The sequence below is a fragment of the Sinomonas flava genome (genome assembly GCF_039531875.1).
GTDB classification, from domain to species: Bacteria; Actinomycetota; Actinomycetes; order Actinomycetales; family Micrococcaceae; genus Sinomonas; species Sinomonas flava.
Genome location: NZ_BAAAQW010000007.1, coordinates 69,190 through 89,177 on the forward strand (window position 1 = coordinate 69,190; position 19,988 = coordinate 89,177).

Sequence of the window (19,988 nt, forward strand, 5' to 3'; positions counted from 1 at the left end):
AACGGCGGCGGGATGATACCCCGCCCCCTCTTCGTGACAGATTGTTACGCGCCCCTCTCGGGCGGGCGCATGCTGGATCCATGAGCACTGCACGAACCTCCATCCCGGTCCTCGACCTCTCGACCGCGAGGGGCGCCGACGGCTCCTTCACCCCCGACTTCCTCGAGGCACTGCGCGACGCCGCGCACAACGTCGGCTTCTTCCAGATCACCGGCTACGGCGCCCGCCCGGGACAGGACCAGGAGCTCCTGGACACGGTCGCCGAGTTCTTCCGCCTCCCGCTCGAGGACCGCCTCGCGCTCGACAACCGCTCCTCGGCCCAGTTCCGCGGCTACACCCGGCTGGGCACCGAGGTCACCCGGGGACGCGCCGACGCCCGCGAGCAGATCGACTACGGCCCCGAGCGCGCGCCGCTCGAGGACATCCCCGCGGACAAGCCGTACCTGCGCCTGCAGGGCCCCAACCAGTGGCCCGCCGCCTTCCCCGACCTCGAGAAGGCCGCCATGGAATGGGCCGAGCTCATGAGCACAGTCGGGGCCGAGCTCCTGCGCGGCATCTCCGTGGCAATCGGCCTGCCCGAGGACCACTTCGACGAGCCCTTCGCCGGAACGCCTGCCTGGATGGGCAAGCTCGTGCACTACGTCGGAACGGGCGTTGTGCCCGGGGCAGGGGATCAGGGCGTGGGCCTCCACGCGGACTACGGCTTCGTGACGCTCCTGCTGCAGGACCAGGTCGGCGGGCTCGAGGTCAAGCCGTACGGGCAGGACGAGTGGATCGATGTTCCCCCCACCCCCGGTGCGCTGGTTGTTAACCTCGGCGAGATGCTGGAGGTCGCGACCGACGGCTACCTCATGGCCACCATCCACCGCGTCATCGCCCCGCCGGCGGGCGTGGACCGCTACTCGGTGCCGTTCTTCTGGTCCCCGCGCCTCGACGCGGTCATCGACAAGGTCGAGCTGCCGGCCGAGCTCGCCGCCGCGGCCCGCGGCGTCTCCGACGACCCGGACAACCCCATGCTCGCCTCGTACGGGCAGAACGTGCTCAAGGGCTGGCTCCGCGCGCACCCCGAGACGGCGCGGATCCACTACCCCGACCTGGCCGGCTGAGCTCGCGGCCACAGCGCACGACGGCGCCCCGCACCCAGGCGGGCCGCGCGCCGTCGTGCGCGGTTCCCCCGGCGTCCACGGACCGGTCACAATTCATGGACGCCAACGGCCGGGGCGTAAACTGTCAGGGACCATCCCTGTAGCCTCTAGCCCCCTGTGAGTGTGCCCGCATGTCGTTGCCCCTCGAATTGCCTGCCCGGCAGCTGATCGTCCAGAAGTTCGGCGGCTCGTCCGTCGCGGACGCGGCGGGCATCAAGCGGGTGGCCGAGCGCGTCGTCGAGACGCAGCGCGCCGGGCACGAGGTCGTCGTCGTTGTCTCCGCCATGGGCGACACCACGGACGAGCTGCTCGACCTCGCGGGCGAGCTCACGGACAGCGCGCCCGCGCGCGAGATGGACATGCTCCTGTCCGCCGGCGAGCGCATCTCGATGGCCCTGCTCGCGATGGCGATCAACCAGCTCGGCGCCAAGGCCCAGTCGTTCACCGGCTCCCAGGCCGGCATGATCACCGACGGCATCCATGGCAAGGCCCGCATCATCGACGTCGACCCCCACCGGGTCCGCACAGCCCTCGACAAGGGGAACGTGGCGATCGTCGCCGGCTTCCAGGGCATGAGCCGCGAGAGCCACGACATCACCACGCTCGGCCGCGGCGGCTCCGACACGACCGCCGTCGCCCTGGCCGCCGCGCTCAACGCGGACGTGTGCGAGATCTACACCGACGTGGACGGAGTCTTCACGGCCGATCCGCGCGTCGTACCCGCGGCCAAGAAGATCGAGCGGATCTCGAGCGAGGAGATGCTCGAGCTCGCCGCTTCCGGCGCCAAGATCCTCCATCTTCGCTGCGTCGAGTACGCGCGCCGCTTCGGGGTCCCGCTGCACGTGCGGTCCTCGTTCAGCCACAACCAGGGGACGTGGGTGCTGCCCAGCCCCGAGGACAAGATCACCGTCAGCGAGGGAGTCGCTTTGGAACAGCCCATCATCTCCGGCGTCGCGCACGACCGCTCCGAGGCCAAGGTCACCGTCGTCGGCGTCCCGGACATCCCCGGCAAGGCCGCGGCGATCTTCCAGGTCATCGCCAAGGCCCACTCGAACATCGACATGATCGTCCAAAACGTCTCGACGCTCGGCCGCGGCAAGACGGACATCTCCTTCACCCTCCCGATCGTCGAGGGCGCCGAGGCCCTCACGGCGCTCAAGGAGGCCCAGGATGAGATCGGCTTCGAGGACATCGAGTACAACGCCGAGATCGGCAAGCTCTCCCTCATCGGGGCGGGCATGCGCTCGCACCCCGGCGTGTCCGCGACGTTCTTCCAGGCGCTGTCCGACGCCGGCATCAACATCAACATGATCTCCACCTCGGAGATCCGCATCTCGGTCGTCACGCGCGCCGACCTGCTCGACGACGCGGTCCGCGCCATCCACACGGCATTCAACCTCGACGCCGAGACGCAGGCCACCGTGTACGGCGGCACCGGCCGCTGACCCTGCCGGAGAACGGCGCGGAACGGAGGAAGCGGAGCCGAAACCCTAGGTTTCGGCTCCGCTTCACTGTGCTGGCCCAGCTGGTGTCCACGTCCGTGCTGTCCGGCCTGATGGGTGGAGGGCTAGAGGTGCGTCGTGGGGGGCTTCTCGTCCTTGCGGACGGCGTAGTGGTGTCCTTCTGAGTCGGTTTCGACCGCGAACGTCAGCAGTTCTTGGTCCGACGCCTGCTCGTAGGCATCGTGCTTGTGAACCACCGGCGTGTTCGGGTCACCGTGGGCGGCTGGTCCCCAGATCGCAGCGGCGCGGTCCGCCGCCTGGAGGAACCTGTCCATGGCCTTGCGTGTGCGGGGCATCTCATCACCCCCTTCCAGTACGGGCCATTCTACGCCCGACTGTGCCGTGGATCTCAGGCTTGGGCACGGGGAAGGATGTACCGCCGCCGCGCGGGGATCAGCGCAGCGAGCGGTCGGTGGGGTCCTTGGGGACCACGTAGGTGCTGCCGTCGGGGCGGGTCACGGTCTCCCACTGCTGGGCCTCCGCCTCGCGCTGGACCAGGAGCTGCTTGTTCTCCTCGGTCATCTCGTGCGTCATGGAGCTCACATGCGCCGGCCCGAAGATGGCGCGCAGCTTCCCCGTGGCGTGCATGAACCTCCGGGCGGCACTCTCACCGGACATTTCTGGCTCTCCCTTCGACCGCCGGACCTCCGGCTCCTCTATGAATAGTACACTCATGGTTAGTGCACTAACCAATGCGGAAGGATTCGCCATGGACGCCTCGTACGACGACCTCAAGCTCGAGAGGCAGCTCTGCTTCGCGCTCAGCGTTGCGAGCCGCAGCGTGATCGCGTCCTACCGGCCCGTACTCGAGAAGCTCGGCCTCACCCACCCGCAGTACCTCGTCATGCTGGCGCTCTGGGAGCGCAGCCCGCGCACCGTGAAGGACATCAGCGAGTCGCTCCTGCTCGAGCCGGCGACCGTCACCCCGCTGCTGCGGCGCCTCGAGGATGCGGGCCTGCTCACCCGCACGCGTCAGGCCGGCAACGAGCGTGCGCTCGACGTCGCGCTCACCCCGGAGGGCGCCGCGCTCCGCGAGAAGGCTCTCGCGGTGCCGCCGACCATGATGGCCCGACTGCAGATCACGCGCGAGGAAGCCGGCGAGCTCCACGCCTCGATGATGAAGCTCATCGCCGCCGCACAGGCCAGCCGGGACCTGGACGGCGCCGAAGCCCTGGTCGCCCAGGCCTGACGGAGCGGAGAACCCGTGCGCCCCGTCCGCCGCGTCTGGATCCCGGTACTGCTGGGCCTCGCGTCATGCGCCGTGGCGCTCGCCGCCTGCGCTGCCCAGCCCGGACCGGCAGGCCCGGGATCCTCAGAGTCGCGCACGACGGCGCCGCCCACCTCGAGCGGCACCCCCGGCGGGCCGACGGCGGAGCTGGAGGTCGTCGTCGTGCGCGGGACGGGTGAGCCGGAGCAGCGGTGGACGCTGCGCTGCGCCGGCCCCGCCCCGCTCCCCGGCAGCACGCACCCGTGGGCCGCTGAGGCATGCCGGCTCGTCGCCGCACGGCCCGAGCTCCTCGCCCCGCCTCCGGGCAACCAGCTCTGCACGCAGCAGTACGGTGGCCCCGAAGTCGCGACAGTCACGGGCACGGCGGGCGGTGCGCGCGTGGAACGGCACTTCGACAGGACCGACGGCTGCGGCATCGCCGCCTGGAAGGCCGCGGAGGCGCTGCTCGGGCCGACCGGCGGTGCGATCTAGGGAATGACCCCTCAACGCCCACACTGCGGCTCCTCACCGCGCCTCAACCGACGCCCCGACGTTGTGGGGTCCCGTCCCTGCCGTCTGGGAGTCAGCTCACGGGGGTCAGGGTCTTCGAGTAGACCGTCTCCCCGAGGGCGTTGCGCAGCGAGACGGTGAAGGCGTCGCCGCCGTCGATCTCGACATGGCCGAAGAACTGGCTCTTGCCGTCCCGCGGGGACTGGTTCACGCGGATGCCCGCCTTCGCGAACTCGACCGTGGGTCCGAACGTCAGGTCCATGGCGTTGGGGCCGAAGGAGCCGGCGTTGACCGGCCCGGCGACGAACTCCCAGAACGGGTCGAAGTCGTGGAAGGCCGCACGCTCGGGCGAGTAGTGGTGCGCGGCGCAGTAGTGCACGTCCGCGGTGAGCCACACGATGTTCTTCACGCCGGCGTCCTTGAACGCCTTGAGCACGCGGGCGAGCTCGAGCTCGCGTCCCAGCGGCGCGCCGTCGTTCCGGTTGGAGATGCTCTCCTGACCCTTCGCGTCCGGCACGACAATGCCCAGCGGGAGGTCGTTGAGGATGACCTTCCACGTGGCCTTGGACGCGCTGACCTCGCGGATGAGCCACTGGACCTGCTCCTCGCCGAGGATGTGCGTCTCGGTGGCCTCGAGCCCCGGCGTGTTCTCGCCCTTGAAGGAGCGCATGTCGAGCGCGAAGAGGTCCAGCTGGGCACCCCGCGGGATCTTACGGTAGATGCGCGCAGGCTCGAAGCCGGTGGTGGCGGGCGAGAGGGCGCGCCGGTCCGCGATGGGCTGGTACTCCTGCCACGCCTGGCGGCCGCGCGCGGCGAGGGTGTTGACGTCGCGGATGGTGTAGCGGGAGTCGTCGATCGTCTGGCCCGGCCACCAGTTGTTGTGCGTCTCGTGGTCGTCCCACTGCGCGATCACCGGGACGTCGGCGTAGAAGGCGCGGACGTTGCGGTCCATGAGGTTGTACCGGTGGCGCCCGCGGAACTCGTTGAGCGTCTCGGCGACCTTGGAGACCTCCTCGGTCACGAGGTTCTTCCACACCTGCCCGTCGGGCTCGGTCACGGTCGCCTGGATCGGCCCGTCGGCGTAGACGGTGTCCCCCGAGTGGATGAAGAAGTCCGGCTTCGTGGCGTGCATCGCGGCGTACGCCCGCATGCCGCCGATCTCCTCGTTGATGCCCCAGCCCTGGCCCGCGGTGTCCCCGGTCCACACGAAGCTCTGCCCTCGGGGAACGTCGTTGCCCCGCGCGGCGGTGCGGCCGGCGGCGTTGGGGCCGGCCGCCGTCGAGAAGGAGCCCTGAACGGACTCGCCGAGGTTCCCGTCCTCGTCCTCGAACTGCAGGGTGAGGGCGAAGCGGCTGCCCGAGGGGAGCTGGGTGGCGGAGATCTTCGCCGTGAAGTCGGTGTCGGCGCTGGCCCAGGAGCCGCGGAGGGTGCGCTCGAAGGCGCCCTTGCCGCTGATCACCGCGCCGTCGGCGTCCACGGCCCGCAGCGTCGCGACGAGGCGGCCGGGCCCGGAGGACCGGGACCAGAGGACCGCCGAATCGGTGGTGGCGTCACCGGTCTGGATGCCGGAGGGGAGGGTGAGGCGACTGCGGACCAGCGGGACGGCCGACGGCGCGCCCGCCGCCTGGGCGGGACCCGCGGCCCCCGCCGCGGAGACCGCGGTGAGGGCACCGGCGGCAAGGGAGCTGAGGACGAGTGTGCGGCGTGACAGATCAGTCATGGCGCCATTGTCACGGGTCGATCTGACGTCGCTGTGACCACTGGGTGAACTTCCAGGCCACGCAGCGCTGGCTCTGGGCGGGTCTTGGGCGGATTTCGGCCGGAATCGCCCAGTGGCGGTGCGGCTGAGCTCTTGTCCGATGCGAGAATACCCTGAACCGCCTTCTCCGGTTCGTAGCGTCTGAGGACCTGCTGAGGCAGTGACTCACAGAGCAAGAGAGTTCATTCTCCATGGACAGATTCCTCGGGGTGCCTCCGGACGCCATGGTCATGCGCAAGCGGTGGCAGGAGGGTCTGCGTTCCCCGCGCGGCCTCCTCTGGGGATTCCTGGTGGCCCATGTGATGTTCCTTGTGTTCGCAGCCCTGCTCTCGCTGCGGGGAGAAGCCTTCAGCGACACCTTCATCTACCGGGACTGGGCCATGGCAGGTTTCGACGACGAGACGCTGGCGCGGGGTCCCAGCCCCTGGGGCTACCCGATTCTGGCGCTCGTCCCAATGGCCTTCGCCGCGGTGGCCGGTCCCGGCCCCTTCCTGTTCCTCTGGGTCCTGCTGACCAGTGTGCTGAACGGTTGGGCCATGGGCTCGCTGACCATGTGGGGCCAGCGGCGTGACGCCATCCCGGCCGGATGGTGGTGGCTCGGGTTCACGGTGCTCATGGGATGGCTCGGCTTCGCCCGTGTCGACGGCCTGACCGCCCCCGTCGTCCTCGTTGCGCTTGTCTATGGAGTGCGTCAGCCCTTTGCAGCGTCGGTCCTGCTCGGACTCGCCGCGTGGGTGAAAGTGTGGCCCGCCGCCGTCATGCTGGCCTTCTTCGCCGTCGTGAAGGAGCGTGCGCGCGTGGCCGCCGCAGCAGTCCTGACATCGGCCGCCGTGGTGGCCCTCGCTGCGGCGGCCGGAGCCCTTCCAAGACTGCTGAACTTCCTGACCCAGCAAGGGGGCCGCGGCATGCAGCTTGAGGCCACGTTCACGACCCCCTGGCTGTGGCTGTCCGTGCTGGGAATCGGCGACTCCCACATGTACATGAACACCGCCATCAATTCGATGCAGGTGGACGGTCCCGGAACGGCGGTGCTGTCGGTGCTGATGCAGCCTCTGCTCCTGCTGGCGGCGGCCGCCGTGACCGGTATGACGTTCTGGGCCCTTCATCAGGGCAAGGCCAACGGCGGCATGGACCGTACGGAGCTGCTCCTTTCAGGAGCCCTCGCCCTGACGACCGCCTTCGTGGTCTTCAACAAAGTGGGCTCGCCGCAGTTCATGGTGTGGCTCGCCCCCGCCGTCGCGGTGGGGCTGACCCACAACTGGAAGGAATGGCGCGTGCCGGCGGCAATGCTGATAGCAATTGCGGCCGCCACATTCCTCATCTATCCGCTGTTCTACGATGCCCTGAGCCACAACGACCCGGCGATGGCGCTCGTCCTGTCTATCCGCAACATCCTGCTCGTCATCCTGTTCTTCTGGTCAGTACGCCGACTGCGGACGCTGGGCCGGAAGCCGCCCACGGCGAAGCCCGAGACCGAGGAGTCCTGAGATTTCCGCGATGGTATTCGAGCATCTGGTCCGCATCCGACACCGCGCCCTGCCCCCGGGATTCGTCGCCTGGTTCAGCCGGCCGTCGAGCGTGTGGTGGGGATTCGCCGTCGTCCATCTGTACTTCCTCGGATGGATGGCCTCCTTCTTCCTTGACGGCGGCACCTTCAGCGACACGGAGCAGTACCGCCAGTGGGCCATGGCGGGGTACAACCCGGACAGCCTCGGGGGAAAGATCAGTCCCTGGGTCTATCCAGTGCTGGCGCAGATACCCATCTTCCTGGCCAACGTTGCGGGCCCACAGCTGTACCTGCTGGTGTGGACCCTCATCATCACGGCCCTCAACGCGGTCGCGATGCTGTACCTGACACGGGGTCCCCGACGTCTGGGCGGGATTGCCCCTGCCTGGTGGTGGCTGTTCTTCACCGGCTTCATGGGATACCTCAGCTTCGCCCGGGTCGAGGGCATCACGGCTCCCATCGTCCTGGTCGCGCTGCTCTTCGCTGCCCGCAGACCCATCGTCGCGTCCGTTCTGCTCAGTGTCGCGACCTGGATCAAAGTGTGGCCTGCGGCCGTGCTGGCCCCCCTGGTGATCGCCTCCCGCCAGCGCCTGAGGATGGTGGCAGCTGCAGGCGCCGTCGGCGCCTTGGTGGCCTTCGGGACCTACCTGACCGGCGCCCTGGACCACATCATGGACTTCCTGGTCAATCAGGGTGAGCGTGGCATGCAGCTCGAGGCGACCTTCTCCACCCCCTGGGTGTGGCTCAGCGTCTTCAATGTTGCCGGCTCGAGAATAGCCGACAACGTGGCCATCAACTCCACGGAGGTCTATGGGCCCGGCGCTGAGGTGGCCGCCTTCCTGATGCAGCCCCTGCTGGTCCTCGCCGCGATCGCCGGCTCCGTCCTTCTGGTCCGCGCCCTCAACCGAGGTGCCGAGCGCGAGGAGCTGTTCCTCGAAGGGGCGCTCATGATGACGACAGCATTCATCGTGTTCAACAAGGTGGGATCGCCCCAGTTCATCATCTGGCTGGCTCCGGTGATTGTGGCGGGGCTGACGCACGACTGGAACCGATGGAAGGTCCCTGCCGCCCTCCTGATGGCCATAGCGGCGGCGACGTTCGTGATCTATCCGCTCTTCTACACACCTCTCATCCACGCGCATCCCGCCATTGCAGCCGTTCTGACGACGCGGAACGTCCTGTTGGTTGTTCTGCTCTGGTGGTCGGTGCGCCGGACAGCCGAACTGGGGCGCAAGCGCGGCGGCCGGCCGGCCGCCTAGCTGGCGTTCGCCTAGCTGGCGTCGGGCTGCCGGCGGAGGATGCGCCGGACGCCTCGGCGCATCAAGTCCGCCGGCTTGCCCTGGATCAGCAGCGCCCGTGTGTGGACGTCAAGGACCAACAGGTAGCACGTGAAGAGAAGTGCGATGGCAAACGCGAGGGACGATGCATTGACGGGCAGCTCCACGAAAGACCAGACCGACAGCTGATCCTGCGCCCCGAACACCACGAAGAACGTGACCCCGACGTAGAGGCACCGGATCTGCCAGTCGTCCCTGATGCCGGTGGCGGCCAGGAAGGGGATGATCCAGAGGATGTACCACGGCTGGATGATGGGCGACAGCAGCACTACCGCCGCGAAGGCAAGTGCCATGCGTCGCACCAGCCGGGAATGCTCGCCCCGGAGCATCAGCAGGAGGACCAGCCCGACGGCCGTCCACTTCAAGGCCGTCCTGAAGACGTCCGCCATTGCAGCACCGGGGAGCCCCAGGACGCTGCCGAAGAACTCGACCTGCTGGCCGAGGAAACCCGACGGCGAGTACCCCGTGTAGCCCGGGGTGGGGTCCATGATGGCCCAGGTCCAGCCCAGGCCCAAGCCGTACGGTATGCCGCTGAGGACCAGCACCGCGAGGCTCAGCGCGGCGGTGGCGGCAGATACCGCGAGCCGGCGAAGCCAGGATGCCCCGGCTCCTGCCCACATCAGGGCGATGAACGGGAGCAGGAGCACCGTGGCCGGCTTGATGCCGATGGATGCCGTCACGAGCAGGACTCCGCGCACGTACCGACGGGTCGCGGCCAGGTATGTCCCGGCAACCGCGAGGCCGACCATGAGGGCATCGTTGTGTGCACTCGCGATGAAGCTGATCAGGAACAGCGGATTCGCGACCGCGATCCACAGGGCCCGGGCGCCGTTGATCCCGTGCAGTTCCGCCAGCTTGGGCAGGTACAGCACGCACAGCAGCACCCCGGCGACGGCCAGCAACCGGAAGAGCAGGACGGACATGTCCGGTTGGGCGCCGGTGATCGCCACCACAGCGCGTTCCAGCCAGAGGAAGTACGGGCCATACGGTGTCCGAGCCTCCGCCCACGCCGGGTCGGCTCCGAGGGAGAACCAGTTGTTCAGAACGGAGATGCCCTCGGCGTAGGGATCTCTCCCCTCCATCAGCAAGCGGCCCTGGCCGATGTAGGCGTAGACATCACGCGAATAGATGGGCACCGCGAAAAGCAGCGGCAGGGACCAGGCGCCGATGGCCGCCATCACCTGTCGCCGCGTGCCATCGCCCCAATCCCCCAGTCGCTGGCCGAGCCTCAGCCATGACCGCATCAGCAGCATGGCCCCTACAGTCAGCAGGATGGTGGAAAGCGTCACCCCCCAGCGCTCGGCACGCATCGCAATGACGACTGGCTGGCGGACCAGCGGGGATCCGCTGGCAATCCACCCGATGCCGATGGACCCGACGAACATCATCAGCGAGCCAACGAACCCCTGGCAGATCGCGACGTACGCCCTGCGCTTCTCAGCCGTGGCCGCAGGCCATCGCGCCTGTTTCGACGCCAAGGGGCTGCCCGCGGGCCGGGAGGGGGAGCTGCTTGTCGTCATGGCTCTGTGGTTTCCCCCACTCATGGTTCGGCACCCCCTGGGACGGAAGGCAGCTGACACCAATTCACAGGTGCTTCGGCAAGGAGAATTCTAGCAAGACGGCCCTTCGCACCCCCGGCCCTGGGCCCCGTCGGCCCCCTGACATCGGGAATAATGGACGGGTGCCTGCCCGAGCCATCCCGTTCTCCTTCCTCACCGAGGACCGCTGGCTGCCGCGCGCCCACGCGCACGCCGCGCGGGTGGCGCGCTTCGCGGAGCCCTTCGTGGCCCGGCGCAACGCGGGGAGGAAGCACCCCATCGAGGACTTCCTCTTCACCTACTACACGCACAAGCCCGGCCAGCTGGGCCGTTGGCACCCGGGCGCGGGAACGGCTCTCGTGGGGCACGACGCCGCCGAACGGCTCGGGTGGAAGCACTACCGCGCGCTCACCTGCACCGAGCGGGAGGCGGCGGGCGTGGAGGAGGACATTGCCGCCGTCGTGCTCGACCTGCCCGCCTACGCCGCCGAACGTGAGGAGACGATCCGATTCTGCGGGATCATCCTGCGCGGCACCGCGGCCCGTCCGCCGCAGTTCGGGTGCTTCGGCCTGCACGAGTGGGCCATGGCCTATCGGAGCGTGAAGTTCGGGATCCGGCACGAGTACCTCCCGCTGCGGCTCGGCGCCGACGGCACCGACCGCGTGGTCGAGGAGCACCGCATCCGCTGCACGCACTTCGACGCGTTCCGCTTCTACTCCCCCGACGCGGCGCCCCTCAACGAGCTCCAGCCGACCCGTGCCACGCAGCGCGACCTCGAGCAGCCGGGCTGCCTCCACGCGAACATGGACCTCTACAAGTGGGCGTACAAGCTGGGGCCTGCGATCCCCGGCGAACTGCTCATGGACTGCTTCGAGCTCGCGTGGCGGGTGCGGACCATGGACATGCAGGCGTCGCCCTACGACCTCTCCGGCTGGGGCTTCGAGCCCATCGCCATCGAGACGCCGGCAGGGAAGGCCGAGTACGTCGAGGCGCAGCGCGGCTTCGCTGCCGAGGCGGCCGCGCTGCGGGAGCGGCTCACGACGGCGCTCGCCCCCTTGGAGGCCGCCCTCGCGTCCTGATCGGGCCGAGAATAGACGCAGGAGGTGCGGCATGGAGTGGTACTGGTGGCTCCTCATCGCCGCGGTCGTTGTCGTCGTCCTGGATCGAGCCCTGCTGTGGATTGAGGGCCACGGCTGGATCTACTACCGCCGGCGCAAGCCCAAGGGCGGCAGCGCCGCGATGCTTGGGGTGGCCGCCGAGCTGTTCCAGCCGTCCCACACGGTGGTGGTCGAGGAGCGGGACCGGCAGCGCCGAGAGATCGTCGACACCGCCAAGGGACGCGACCCAGGCGACCTGCCGGGTCTCGGCGAGGACCCCTCGGCGTAGGGGCGCCGTCCGGCCCCGACGCGCGGCTGCCCCGCCGCCGTCGTCCCCCAGCGGACGACGGCGGCGGGGCAGCCGGGTGCGGAAGCGGCCTACCGCGTCATTGGCCGGGGACGGCGTCGACGGGCGCCATCTCGGGGGCGCCGGGGGCGGAGGCTGCCGGGGCCGCCGCCGTACCGGAGCCGACCGCGACGTTCACCATGCTGCGGACGCCGTTGTCGCCGAACGCGAGGCGGCCCATGTAGGCGCCCGGTGCGAGCCCTGTCCACGATAGGGTCTCGGTGGCCTGGGCGCCGTTGGCGGCGATGATCGGGTTCGGCGCGACCACGGCGTTGCCCGCATCGCCCGCCCAGGTCGCAGCGCGGAGCACCGCGTCCGACGAGCCGTTGCCGGGGCTCGCGAAGAGGTTCCCGATGACGTAGTACGTGCCCGGCAGCGGGTCCGTGATCTCGAGGCTCTCGCTTGCCGAACCGGTCGCGGCCGTGTACTGCTTGAGCCCGCCCGAGCCGTTGGGGCCGAGGACGTACAGGTCCCAGTCGGTCTGGCTGTCGGCGGCGCTGAGCTCGAACCGGGCGACCTTCTGGCCCGCCGGCACGCGCACCGCGACGAGTCCGTTCGCGGCGTCATTCGTGGCCCTCACCGGGCCGGGCACCTTGGTGATGGCCTTCTGGGCGACCGGGGCGAGGCCCTCGACGCCCACGGTGATCGGTGCGTCGCTCCCCGAGGTCAGCGTGAAGGTACCTGAGCCGTCGCCGGTTGCCGACGAGAAGCTGTAGGCCGGCTCGACCTTCGCATCGACCGGGCGCACGGCGATCGGCGAGGTGACGGTGCGGGGACCCACCCACGAGAGGGTTCCGGTGGTGAACTTCCCGAGCGGGGCAGAGATGTTCTTGACGGTGATCGTGACCTCACGGGTCTGGCCCGCCTTCGAGAAGTTGAGCGCCTGCGGCTCGACGTGGACCTCGACACCGGGCAGCGTGACCTGCGGCCGGTACAGGCCCGGGACCAGTGCCGTCAGCTGGCGCTTCACCTGGACCTCCCCCACGAGGGACCCCAGGGCGATCGAGGGGACGTTCACGTCCTTCGCGGCGAGCGAGCCGGCCTGCGGCGCACCCGTCGGGTAGCCCTGGCCGTTGAGGAACGCGAGCCAGTCCTTCGATCCGGCGTTGTACACGAGGCCCGGATCGGTGACCTTGGTCGTGTCGACGTGGCCGGCACCTCCGTCGAAGGGGTTGCGGTTGGCGGTGCCGGCGGCGGTGACGAGCGGGTACGCGGTCGTCATCATGGCGGACTTGACCATCGCCGGCGACCACGACGGGTTCCTGCCCAGCACGAGCGCGCCGACGCCGGCGATGTGCGGGGCGGCCATGGACGTGCCTGACATGAACCCGAACTGCTCGCCGTGGTTCCCCACGGTCGAGACGCCGGCCAGGACGTTCACGCCGGGCGCGGACACGTCCGGCTTGAGCAGGTCGCCGCCGGAGGCGAGCGAGGGGCCGCGGGAGGAGAAGCCGGCGATCTGCGGGGTCGGGCTGGCCGGCCTGCCCGTGAGGTCGCCCTTGACGAGGCTGACGGTCAGGGCCGCGTTGGCCGCGATCTTCGCCTTGAGCTCGGGGCCCTCGGGCGCGTTGACGTGGATCGTCGGCACCGCGTGCAGGTCGGAATCCTCCGAGCTCGGGCTCAGGTTGACGAGGATCATCCCCACGCCCCCGGCCCGCTTGACCTCTGCGCTCTTGTCTGTGCGCGCGTTGACGCCCCGGTCGCACACCACGACCTTGCCCGTGACCTTGGCCGGGTCGAGGCTGCCGGCGAAGCACAGGTTCGCGTCCGCCGCACCGGCCGCGGCGGCGTCGGCCGCCAGGACCGGGGCCTTGTCGAGCACCTCGCCGCTCATGACCGTCGCGCCGCGGTAGGTCGAGCCGTCCGAGACCTTCACGGTGCCCACCAGGTCGCCGGGGAAGGTGCTCGCGGCCACCGTGGTGAGCCACGGCGAGGAGTGGTTGACGGTCGAGGCCGCCGGCCCCGAGTTGCCCGCCGACGCCGAGACGAAGATCCCCGCGGAGGCGGCGTTGAGGAACGCGAGCGCCACGGGGTCCGTGGTGGAGCCCGTGTTGCCCGAGATCGAGTAGTTGAGCACGTCCACTCCGTCCTGGATGGCAGCCTCGATCGCCGCCACCGAGGCCGAGCTGTAGCAGCCGCCGGTGTTCGGGTCGTCGTCCTCCCAGCAGACCTTGTAGACGGAGACCTTCGCCGACGGCGCCACCCCGGAGCTCACGCCGAAGTCGGTGCCCGCGATGCTCATGTGGACGTCGGCGTTCCCGGCCGCGGTCGACGCCGTGTGGGTGCCGTGGGAGCCGATGTCCACGGGGGAGATGACCTCCTCGGGCGCGCGGTGCGGGGCGGGCACCGACGCGAGGAAGCCGTCCGCGAAGTAGCGCGCCGAGACGACCTTGGAGTTGCACGCAGTCCCGTCGAAGGACGCCCCCGTGTCCGTGCCGGCCTGGCATTCTCCCGTGAAGGTCGTGCCGTCGCCCTTGAGCATCGCGATCCTGCCGTCGGAATCCCGGTACGGGATGCCGACCTGGGGCTTCGCCCCGGGCGCCAGGGCCGTCACCGGCTCCCCGGCCAGGAAGGGATTGTCCGGGGAGTACCCCGTGTCGATGACCCCGACCACCGTTCCCTTCCCTGCGCCCTCCTGGCCGCCAAACTGCGTGGCCCATGCCCCCTGCGGGCCCGTCAGCTTCATGAAGTCATTGCTCGTGTAATCCGGGGCCGCCTGCACGTCCTTGGCGACGGCCACGACCCGTGGGTCCTTCGCGAGCGTCTGGGCCTGCGCAGCGGTGAGGTCGGCGACGAAGCCGTTGAGCGCCGTCGTGAACTGCTGGCCCACGGCCACGCCGTTCCGGGCGGCGACGTCCCGCTGCGCCTTGCGCAGGTGCGCGTCGTAGGCCCTCACGTTCGGGCTGCCGGAGTCGACCTTGCGGCCCTTGCTCGGAGCGGTGGCCGCGTAGCCGGGCGTACCGCCGTCGTAGGCAGCCACGGCCTGTTCGGCGAGGACCACGATGTACCGGCCGTCCTCGAACGAGACGTGGGCGTCGGCCCGGGAGGCTGCCGGCGCGGTCGGGGTGATGTCGGGCGCAGCGCCGGCCGGCGCCGCGACGGCGGTCAGGACGAGGGGCAACCCGACGGCGAGCGCCGCGAGGCGCGTCAGCCCGGGCCGCCCCCGGCCGAGGTTTTCTCTGTTCACGCGAGTGAGACCTTTCAGGAGCGAGTGTGACCTCCGCCACGGCGGATTGCGCCACAAGCTACCCGAAGCGAGTGCTTCACACTAGACCTATCCGAAAGATGGATCCCACCAACTTCACAGATGTGACAGGGGCTTGACAGGAGTGCGGATCGAAGAATGCCAGGGGCGGCGACCGGCAGGCAGAAAAAGAGGCGGCCAGAAAAGAGGCGCGCAGAAGAGAGGGGCGCGCCGACTGCGGCGCGCCCCTCAGGCGTCTGTCTCTTTCATGTTCTCTGTCTGGTGTGCAGATGTCCTTCCGTTGGGGATCTCTGCTTGCTGGCCTCTGACAGTCCGGGGCCTACGGCGACCGAGGCCTTACATCCGCCGCGGCATCCCGGAGTCGCTGTCCTTCGCTGCCTGCGCCTCCCTGTCTTCCTTGACTTCCCTTGAGGACTGAGGGCCTGTGCGGACCCGGCGGATCCGCCGGTCCGGGCCTAGCGGTGCTCGTAGGTGAGGCAGTCCGCGGCGTCGCTGCCGGGGCCGACCCGCACATCGTGCGCGTTGCACATGAGGTGGTCGTTGTGGACGCATTCCCCGCGCTGGCAGGCTCCCACGTGGGCCAGCACCTTGGGCAGGCCGCCCAGGGAGGAGGTGTCGATGAACGTCCCACAGCTAGCGTGGTTCTCGCCACCGCCCACCGTGATGGCGTAGGCGCTGCATTCGTGGTCGTGGTTGAACGAGCAGTTGTCGACCGTGCAGGCGGAGACTTCGGTGATCTGGAGCGTCATTGATCCTCCTCGAGCCGTTCTCGTTTGCCCGGAAATCTACTCCCGTCCGCGAGGAAAAGAGCCGGCCCAATAGGGCACTTTTTCGTTCCCTATGGCAGCCCTCAGGCCCCCGCGGCGTCGCCGTCGACGTAGTACCAGCGTCCCTCTTCGCGGACGAACCTCGAGTGCTCGCGCAGAACGCCGCGCCCGCCCTCGTCGACGAAGCGCGCCTCGAAGTCCACGGTCCCCTCCGTGTCGAAGGGGCCGCCCGCCGTCGTGCGCACGACGTCGAGGCGCCGCCACCGCGTCGACGTGTCGAGTTCGAGGGTGGCCGGGCGCGTGGACGGGTGCCAGGTGGCCAGCAGGTAGGTGGTGTCGCCGAGGGCGTAGGCCGAGTAGCGCGAGCGCATGAGGGCCTCCGCCGTGGGCGCGGAGACGCCTTGGGCGAGGCCGCTGTGGAATCGGCCGCAGCAGGCGCCGTACGTGTCGCCGCTCCCGCAGGGGCAGCGCAGATCGGGATCGGGGGTTCCGGGACGCATGCGGGCTATGGTAAACGCCTCCGGTAGAATCGGGGTGCAAGCCGAGTGCTTGCCCAACCACCCCCAAGCACAGGAGCACCTTTCGATGCCGCGGATCGTTGTCGATGTCATGCCCAAACCCGAGATTCTCGACCCGCAGGGTAAGGCGATCGTGGGGGCGCTGCCGCGGCTCGGCTTCACCGCCTTCAGCGGCGTGCGCCAGGGCAAGCGCTTCGAGCTCACGGTAGAGGGCCCCGTGACGGACGAGGTCCTCGAGCAGGCACGCAACGCCGCCGCGACGATGCTCTCGAACCCGGTCATCGAGGACGTGGTGAACGTCGAGGTGCTCGCAGACGACACGAGCGACGACGCCGTGGAGGCCTCCCCCCAGGCCGCCGGCGCCGAGACCGCGGGCGCCGAGGCCTGAGCATGAGCGAGACCCCCCTCATCGCAGACCTGAGCACGCCGGAGGCGGCCCCGCTTTCCGGTGCCCGGATTGGCGTCGTGACCTTCCCCGGCACGCTCGACGACCGTGACGCCGCGCGCGCCGTCCGCCTCGCGGGCGCGACCCCCGTCCCACTGTGGCACGCAGACGAGTCGCCACAGGCACTCGCGGACGTGGACGCCGTCGTGCTCCCCGGCGGCTTCTCCTATGGCGACTACCTGCGGGCGGGCGCGATCGCCCGCTTCGCCCCGCTCATGGGCAAGATCGTCGATGCGGCGAACTCCGACGCGAAGCTGCCGGTGCTCGGCATCTGCAACGGCTTCCAGGTCCTCACCGAGAGCCACCTGCTCCCGGGCTCGATGATCAAGAACGACCACCTGAAGTTCATCTGCCGCGACCAGGTGCTGCGCGTCGAGAACAACCAGACCGCGTGGACCAACAGCTACGAGGTCGGCCAGGAGATCACGGTCGTCCTGAAGAACCAGGACGGCCAGTACGTCGCGGACGAGAAGACGCTCGACGAGCTCGAGGGCGAGGGCCGCGTCGCGTTCCGCTACGTGGGCTGGAACCCGAACGGCTCGCGCCGCAACATCGCGGGCATCACGAACGCCGCGGGCAACGTCGTCGGGCTCATGCCCCACCCCGAGCACGCCGTCGAGCCCGGCTTCGGCCCGCTCACGCCCGAGGGCTGCGAGTACTCCACCGATGGGCTCGGCTTCTTCACGTCCGTCCTCACCACGCTCGTCGGAGGCTCCAAGTGACCGCAGGGAACACAGAAACAGCGACCGCCCGCAAGTTCAACATCGACACGGTCGAGCACGCGGCGCAGACCCCCGAGACCGACCTCCCCTGGGCCGAGCTGGGCCTGAAGGAGAACGAGTTCGAGGAGATCGTCAAGCTCCTCGGCCGGCGTCCCACCGCCGCCGAGCTCGCGATGTACTCGGTCATGTGGAGCGAGCATTGCTCCTACAAGTCCTCCAAGGTGCACCTGCGCCAGTTCGGCGAGAAGCTCACCGACGAGATGAAGAAGGACATGATGGTGGGGATCGGCGAGAACGCCGGTGTGACCGACCTGGGCGACGGCTGGGCCGTGACCTTCAAGGTCGAGTCCCACAACCACCCGTCCTTCGTCGAGCCCTACCAGGGCGCGGCGACCGGCATCGGCGGAATCGTCCGCGACATCATCTCGATGGGCGCCCGCCCCGTGGCCGTCATGGACCCGCTGCGCTTCGGCGCGATCGACCACCCGGACACGGCCCGCCTCGTGCACGGCATCGTCTCCGGCATCGGCGGCTACGGCAACTCCCTGGGACTGCCGAACATCGGCGGCGAGGTCGTCTTCGACTCGGTCTACCAGGCCAACCCGCTCGTGAACGCGCTCGCCGTCGGCGTGCTGCGCCACGAGGACCTGCGCCTCGCCAACGCCTCCGGCGTGGGCAACAAGGTGGTCCTGTTCGGCGCCCGCACGGGCGGCGACGGGATCGGCGGCGCCTCGGTGCTCGCCTCGGAGTCCTTCGACGACAGCAAGCCCTCCAAGCGGCCCGCCGTCCAGGTCGGCGACCCGTTCGCCGAGAAGGTCCTCATTGAGTGCTGCCTCGAGCTCTTCAAGCACTCCCTCGTCGAGGGCATCCAGGACCTCGGTGCCGCCGGCATCTCGTGCGCCACCTCTGAGCTGGCCTCCAACGGCGACGGCGGCATGCAGGTCGAGCTGACCAACGTCCTCCTCCGCGACCCCACCCTGACCCCCGGCGAGATCCTCATGTCGGAGTCGCAGGAGCGCATGATGGCGGTCGTGACCCCGGAGAACGTGGCCGAGTTCGAGAAGGTCATGGACAAGTGGAACGTCGAGTACTCGTGGCTCGGCGAGGTCACCGACACCGGCCGTCTCATCATCACGTGGGACGGCGAGACGATCGTCGACGTCGACCCCCGCACCGTGGCCCACGAGGGCCCCGTGTACAACCGCCCGTACCACCGCCCGGAGTGGCTTGACGGCGTCCAGGCAGACACCTTCCGCGCGTCCGAGGCCGGCAGGGACCTGCCGTCCACGGGCGAAGAGCTCAAGGCCGCCGTCCTCGAGCTCATGGCGAGCCCGAACATGTGCGACAAGTCGTGGGTCACCAAGCAGTACGACCACTACGTGGGCGGCAACACGGCCCTCGCCTCTCCCGACGACGCCGGCGTGGTCCGCGTCGATGAGGAGACCGGCATGGGCGTGGGCCTCTCGACCGATGCCAACGGCCGCTACGCCTACCTCGACCCGTACACGGGCGCCCAGCTGTCGCTCGCCGAGTCGTACCGCAACGTCGCCACCTCCGGCGCCGTGCCGATGGCCGTCACCGACTGCCTCAACTTCGGCTCCCCTGAGGACCCCGAGGTCATGTGGCAGTTCGCCGAGGCCGTCCGCGGCCTCGCCGATGCCTGCCAGGTGCTCGGCATCCCGGTCACGGGCGGCAACGTCTCGCTGTACAACCAGACGGGCACGACGGCGATCCACCCCACACCCGTGGTCGGCGTTCTGGGCCGGTTCGACGACGTCGCCCGCCGCACGCCGTCGGGCTGGCAGCGGAACGCGGACGGGCAGGCGATCTACCTGCTCGGCGTCACCCGTGACGAGCTGGACGGGTCCGAGTTCGCCAACCTGCGTGGCCACCTCGGCGGGCTCCCGCCGAAGCTGGACCTCGAGGCGGAGAAGACGCTCGGCGCGATCCTCATCAACGCCTCCCGCGACGGCATGATCGACGCCGCGCACGACCTCTCCGAGGGCGGCCTCGCCGCCGGGCTGGCCGAGATGGCGCTGCGCTTCGGCGTGGGCGCGCGGGTCTCGCTCGACGAGCTGTGCGAGCGCGACGGCATCGATGTCTTCACCGCGCTCTTCTCCGAGTCGCAGGGCCGCGCGATCGTGTCGGTGCCGCGCTCCGAGGAGGTCCGCTTCAACGACATGGCGACCGCCCGGAACTACCCCGTGCAACGCCTCGGCGTGGTCGACGTCCTCGCGACCTCGATCGACGTCCAGGGCCAGTTCGAGCTCCCGCTCGCGGACCTCCGCGAGGCCCACGAGGGGACCCTGCCGAAGCACTTCGCCTGACCCCGGAGCCTCCAGCGGCCCCGGCCCCACTCATCGACTGCTCCGTAAGTGTCGTT

At 69.5% G+C, this 19,988-nt stretch carries 18 protein-coding genes; 11 read left to right on the forward strand and 7 right to left on the reverse strand.

What is annotated here, in order from left to right; all coding sequences use genetic code 11:
- Nucleotides 1–80 precede the first annotated feature (80 nt).
- Nucleotides 81–1,106 carry an isopenicillin N synthase family dioxygenase gene (locus ABD298_RS13630; protein ID WP_344300290.1) on the forward strand — a complete coding sequence of 342 codons (1,026 nt, stop codon included), beginning with the start codon at nucleotides 81–83 and terminating at the stop codon, nucleotides 1,104–1,106.
- A gap of 170 nt (nucleotides 1,107–1,276) precedes the next feature.
- Nucleotides 1,277–2,590, forward strand: a complete 1,314-nt coding sequence (locus ABD298_RS13635) for an aspartate kinase (protein ID WP_344300291.1) — start codon at nucleotides 1,277–1,279, stop codon at nucleotides 2,588–2,590.
- A gap of 122 nt (nucleotides 2,591–2,712) precedes the next feature.
- On the opposite strand, the gene ABD298_RS13640 is transcribed toward ABD298_RS13635, so the two are convergent.
- Together ABD298_RS13640 and ABD298_RS13645 are read right to left on the reverse strand one after the other, a co-directional pair.
- Nucleotides 2,713–2,943, reverse strand: coding sequence for a hypothetical protein (locus ABD298_RS13640; protein ID WP_425564419.1), 231 nt, complete (start codon nucleotides 2,941–2,943; stop codon nucleotides 2,713–2,715).
- 97 nt (nucleotides 2,944–3,040) lie between these two features.
- Nucleotides 3,041–3,265: a hypothetical protein gene (locus tag ABD298_RS13645; RefSeq protein WP_208711471.1), complete on the reverse strand. Its 225-nt coding sequence runs from the start codon at nucleotides 3,263–3,265 to the stop codon at nucleotides 3,041–3,043.
- Between the two features lie 91 nt (nucleotides 3,266–3,356).
- Here ABD298_RS13645 and ABD298_RS13650 point away from each other — a divergent pair, with 91 nt between their 5' ends.
- Nucleotides 3,357–3,836 (forward strand): MarR family winged helix-turn-helix transcriptional regulator, encoded by a 480-nt coding sequence (locus ABD298_RS13650; protein ID WP_344300292.1) that lies wholly within the window; start codon nucleotides 3,357–3,359, stop codon nucleotides 3,834–3,836.
- A gap of 15 nt (nucleotides 3,837–3,851) precedes the next feature.
- Nucleotides 3,852–4,346 (forward strand): subtilase-type protease inhibitor, encoded by a 495-nt coding sequence (locus ABD298_RS13655; RefSeq protein WP_344300293.1) that lies wholly within the window; start codon nucleotides 3,852–3,854, stop codon nucleotides 4,344–4,346.
- A 91-nt stretch (nucleotides 4,347–4,437) separates the two neighbouring features.
- Here ABD298_RS13655 and ABD298_RS13660 read toward each other — a convergent pair whose 3' ends face one another.
- Nucleotides 4,438–6,084, reverse strand: coding sequence for an alkaline phosphatase D family protein (locus tag ABD298_RS13660; RefSeq protein ID WP_344300294.1), 1,647 nt, complete (start codon nucleotides 6,082–6,084; stop codon nucleotides 4,438–4,440).
- Nucleotides 6,085–6,347: 263 nt separating this feature from the next.
- Here ABD298_RS13660 and ABD298_RS13665 point away from each other — a divergent pair, with 263 nt between their 5' ends.
- Both ABD298_RS13665 and ABD298_RS13670 read left to right on the forward strand, forming a co-directional pair.
- The gene (locus tag ABD298_RS13665) at nucleotides 6,348–7,610 is read left to right on the forward strand and encodes a glycosyltransferase family 87 protein (RefSeq protein ID WP_344300316.1); all 1,263 of its coding nucleotides are present in this window, start codon (nucleotides 6,348–6,350) and stop codon (nucleotides 7,608–7,610) included.
- A gap of 10 nt (nucleotides 7,611–7,620) precedes the next feature.
- Nucleotides 7,621–8,889 carry a glycosyltransferase 87 family protein gene (locus tag ABD298_RS13670; RefSeq protein ID WP_344300295.1) on the forward strand — a complete coding sequence of 423 codons (1,269 nt, stop codon included), beginning with the start codon at nucleotides 7,621–7,623 and terminating at the stop codon, nucleotides 8,887–8,889.
- A gap of 11 nt (nucleotides 8,890–8,900) precedes the next feature.
- On the opposite strand, the gene mptB is transcribed toward ABD298_RS13670, so the two are convergent.
- Nucleotides 8,901–10,487 carry a polyprenol phosphomannose-dependent alpha 1,6 mannosyltransferase MptB gene (mptB, locus tag ABD298_RS13675; protein ID WP_344300296.1) on the reverse strand — a complete coding sequence of 529 codons (1,587 nt, stop codon included), beginning with the start codon at nucleotides 10,485–10,487 and terminating at the stop codon, nucleotides 8,901–8,903.
- A gap of 161 nt (nucleotides 10,488–10,648) precedes the next feature.
- Here mptB and ABD298_RS13680 point away from each other — a divergent pair, with 161 nt between their 5' ends.
- Both ABD298_RS13680 and ABD298_RS13685 read left to right on the forward strand, forming a co-directional pair.
- Nucleotides 10,649–11,584 (forward strand): 3-methyladenine DNA glycosylase, encoded by a 936-nt coding sequence (locus ABD298_RS13680; protein WP_425564420.1) that lies wholly within the window; start codon nucleotides 10,649–10,651, stop codon nucleotides 11,582–11,584.
- Nucleotides 11,585–11,615: 31 nt separating this feature from the next.
- Nucleotides 11,616–11,891, forward strand: a complete 276-nt coding sequence (locus ABD298_RS13685) for a hypothetical protein (protein ID WP_344300297.1) — start codon at nucleotides 11,616–11,618, stop codon at nucleotides 11,889–11,891.
- A 97-nt stretch (nucleotides 11,892–11,988) separates the two neighbouring features.
- On the opposite strand, the gene ABD298_RS13690 is transcribed toward ABD298_RS13685, so the two are convergent.
- The 3 genes from ABD298_RS13690 to ABD298_RS13700 all read right to left on the reverse strand — a co-directional run bounded on the left by ABD298_RS13690 (nucleotide 11,989) and on the right by ABD298_RS13700 (nucleotide 16,420).
- The gene (locus ABD298_RS13690; RefSeq protein WP_344300298.1) at nucleotides 11,989–15,135 is read right to left on the reverse strand and encodes a S8 family serine peptidase; all 3,147 of its coding nucleotides are present in this window, start codon (nucleotides 15,133–15,135) and stop codon (nucleotides 11,989–11,991) included.
- A 473-nt stretch (nucleotides 15,136–15,608) separates the two neighbouring features.
- Nucleotides 15,609–15,902, reverse strand: a complete 294-nt coding sequence (locus ABD298_RS13695) for a DUF1540 domain-containing protein (protein WP_208711462.1) — start codon at nucleotides 15,900–15,902, stop codon at nucleotides 15,609–15,611.
- Nucleotides 15,903–16,003: 101 nt separating this feature from the next.
- On the reverse strand, nucleotides 16,004–16,420 hold the full coding sequence (locus ABD298_RS13700) for a YchJ family protein (protein WP_344300299.1): 417 nt from the start codon (nucleotides 16,418–16,420) through the stop codon (nucleotides 16,004–16,006).
- A gap of 85 nt (nucleotides 16,421–16,505) precedes the next feature.
- Between ABD298_RS13700 and purS the strand changes: the two genes are divergently transcribed.
- The 3 genes from purS to purL are packed head-to-tail and all read left to right on the forward strand — an operon-like array spanning nucleotide 16,506 to nucleotide 19,932.
- Nucleotides 16,506–16,826 (forward strand): phosphoribosylformylglycinamidine synthase subunit PurS, encoded by a 321-nt coding sequence (gene purS / locus ABD298_RS13705; RefSeq protein ID WP_344300300.1) that lies wholly within the window; start codon nucleotides 16,506–16,508, stop codon nucleotides 16,824–16,826.
- 2 nt (nucleotides 16,827–16,828) lie between these two features.
- On the forward strand, nucleotides 16,829–17,605 hold the full coding sequence (gene purQ, locus ABD298_RS13710) for a phosphoribosylformylglycinamidine synthase subunit PurQ (protein ID WP_344300301.1): 777 nt from the start codon (nucleotides 16,829–16,831) through the stop codon (nucleotides 17,603–17,605).
- Nucleotides 17,602–19,932 carry a phosphoribosylformylglycinamidine synthase subunit PurL gene (gene purL / locus ABD298_RS13715; RefSeq protein ID WP_344300302.1) on the forward strand — a complete coding sequence of 777 codons (2,331 nt, stop codon included), beginning with the start codon at nucleotides 17,602–17,604 and terminating at the stop codon, nucleotides 19,930–19,932. The genes purQ and purL overlap by 4 nt, the downstream gene beginning before the upstream one ends.
- The last annotated feature ends 56 nt before the right edge of the window (nucleotides 19,933–19,988 follow it).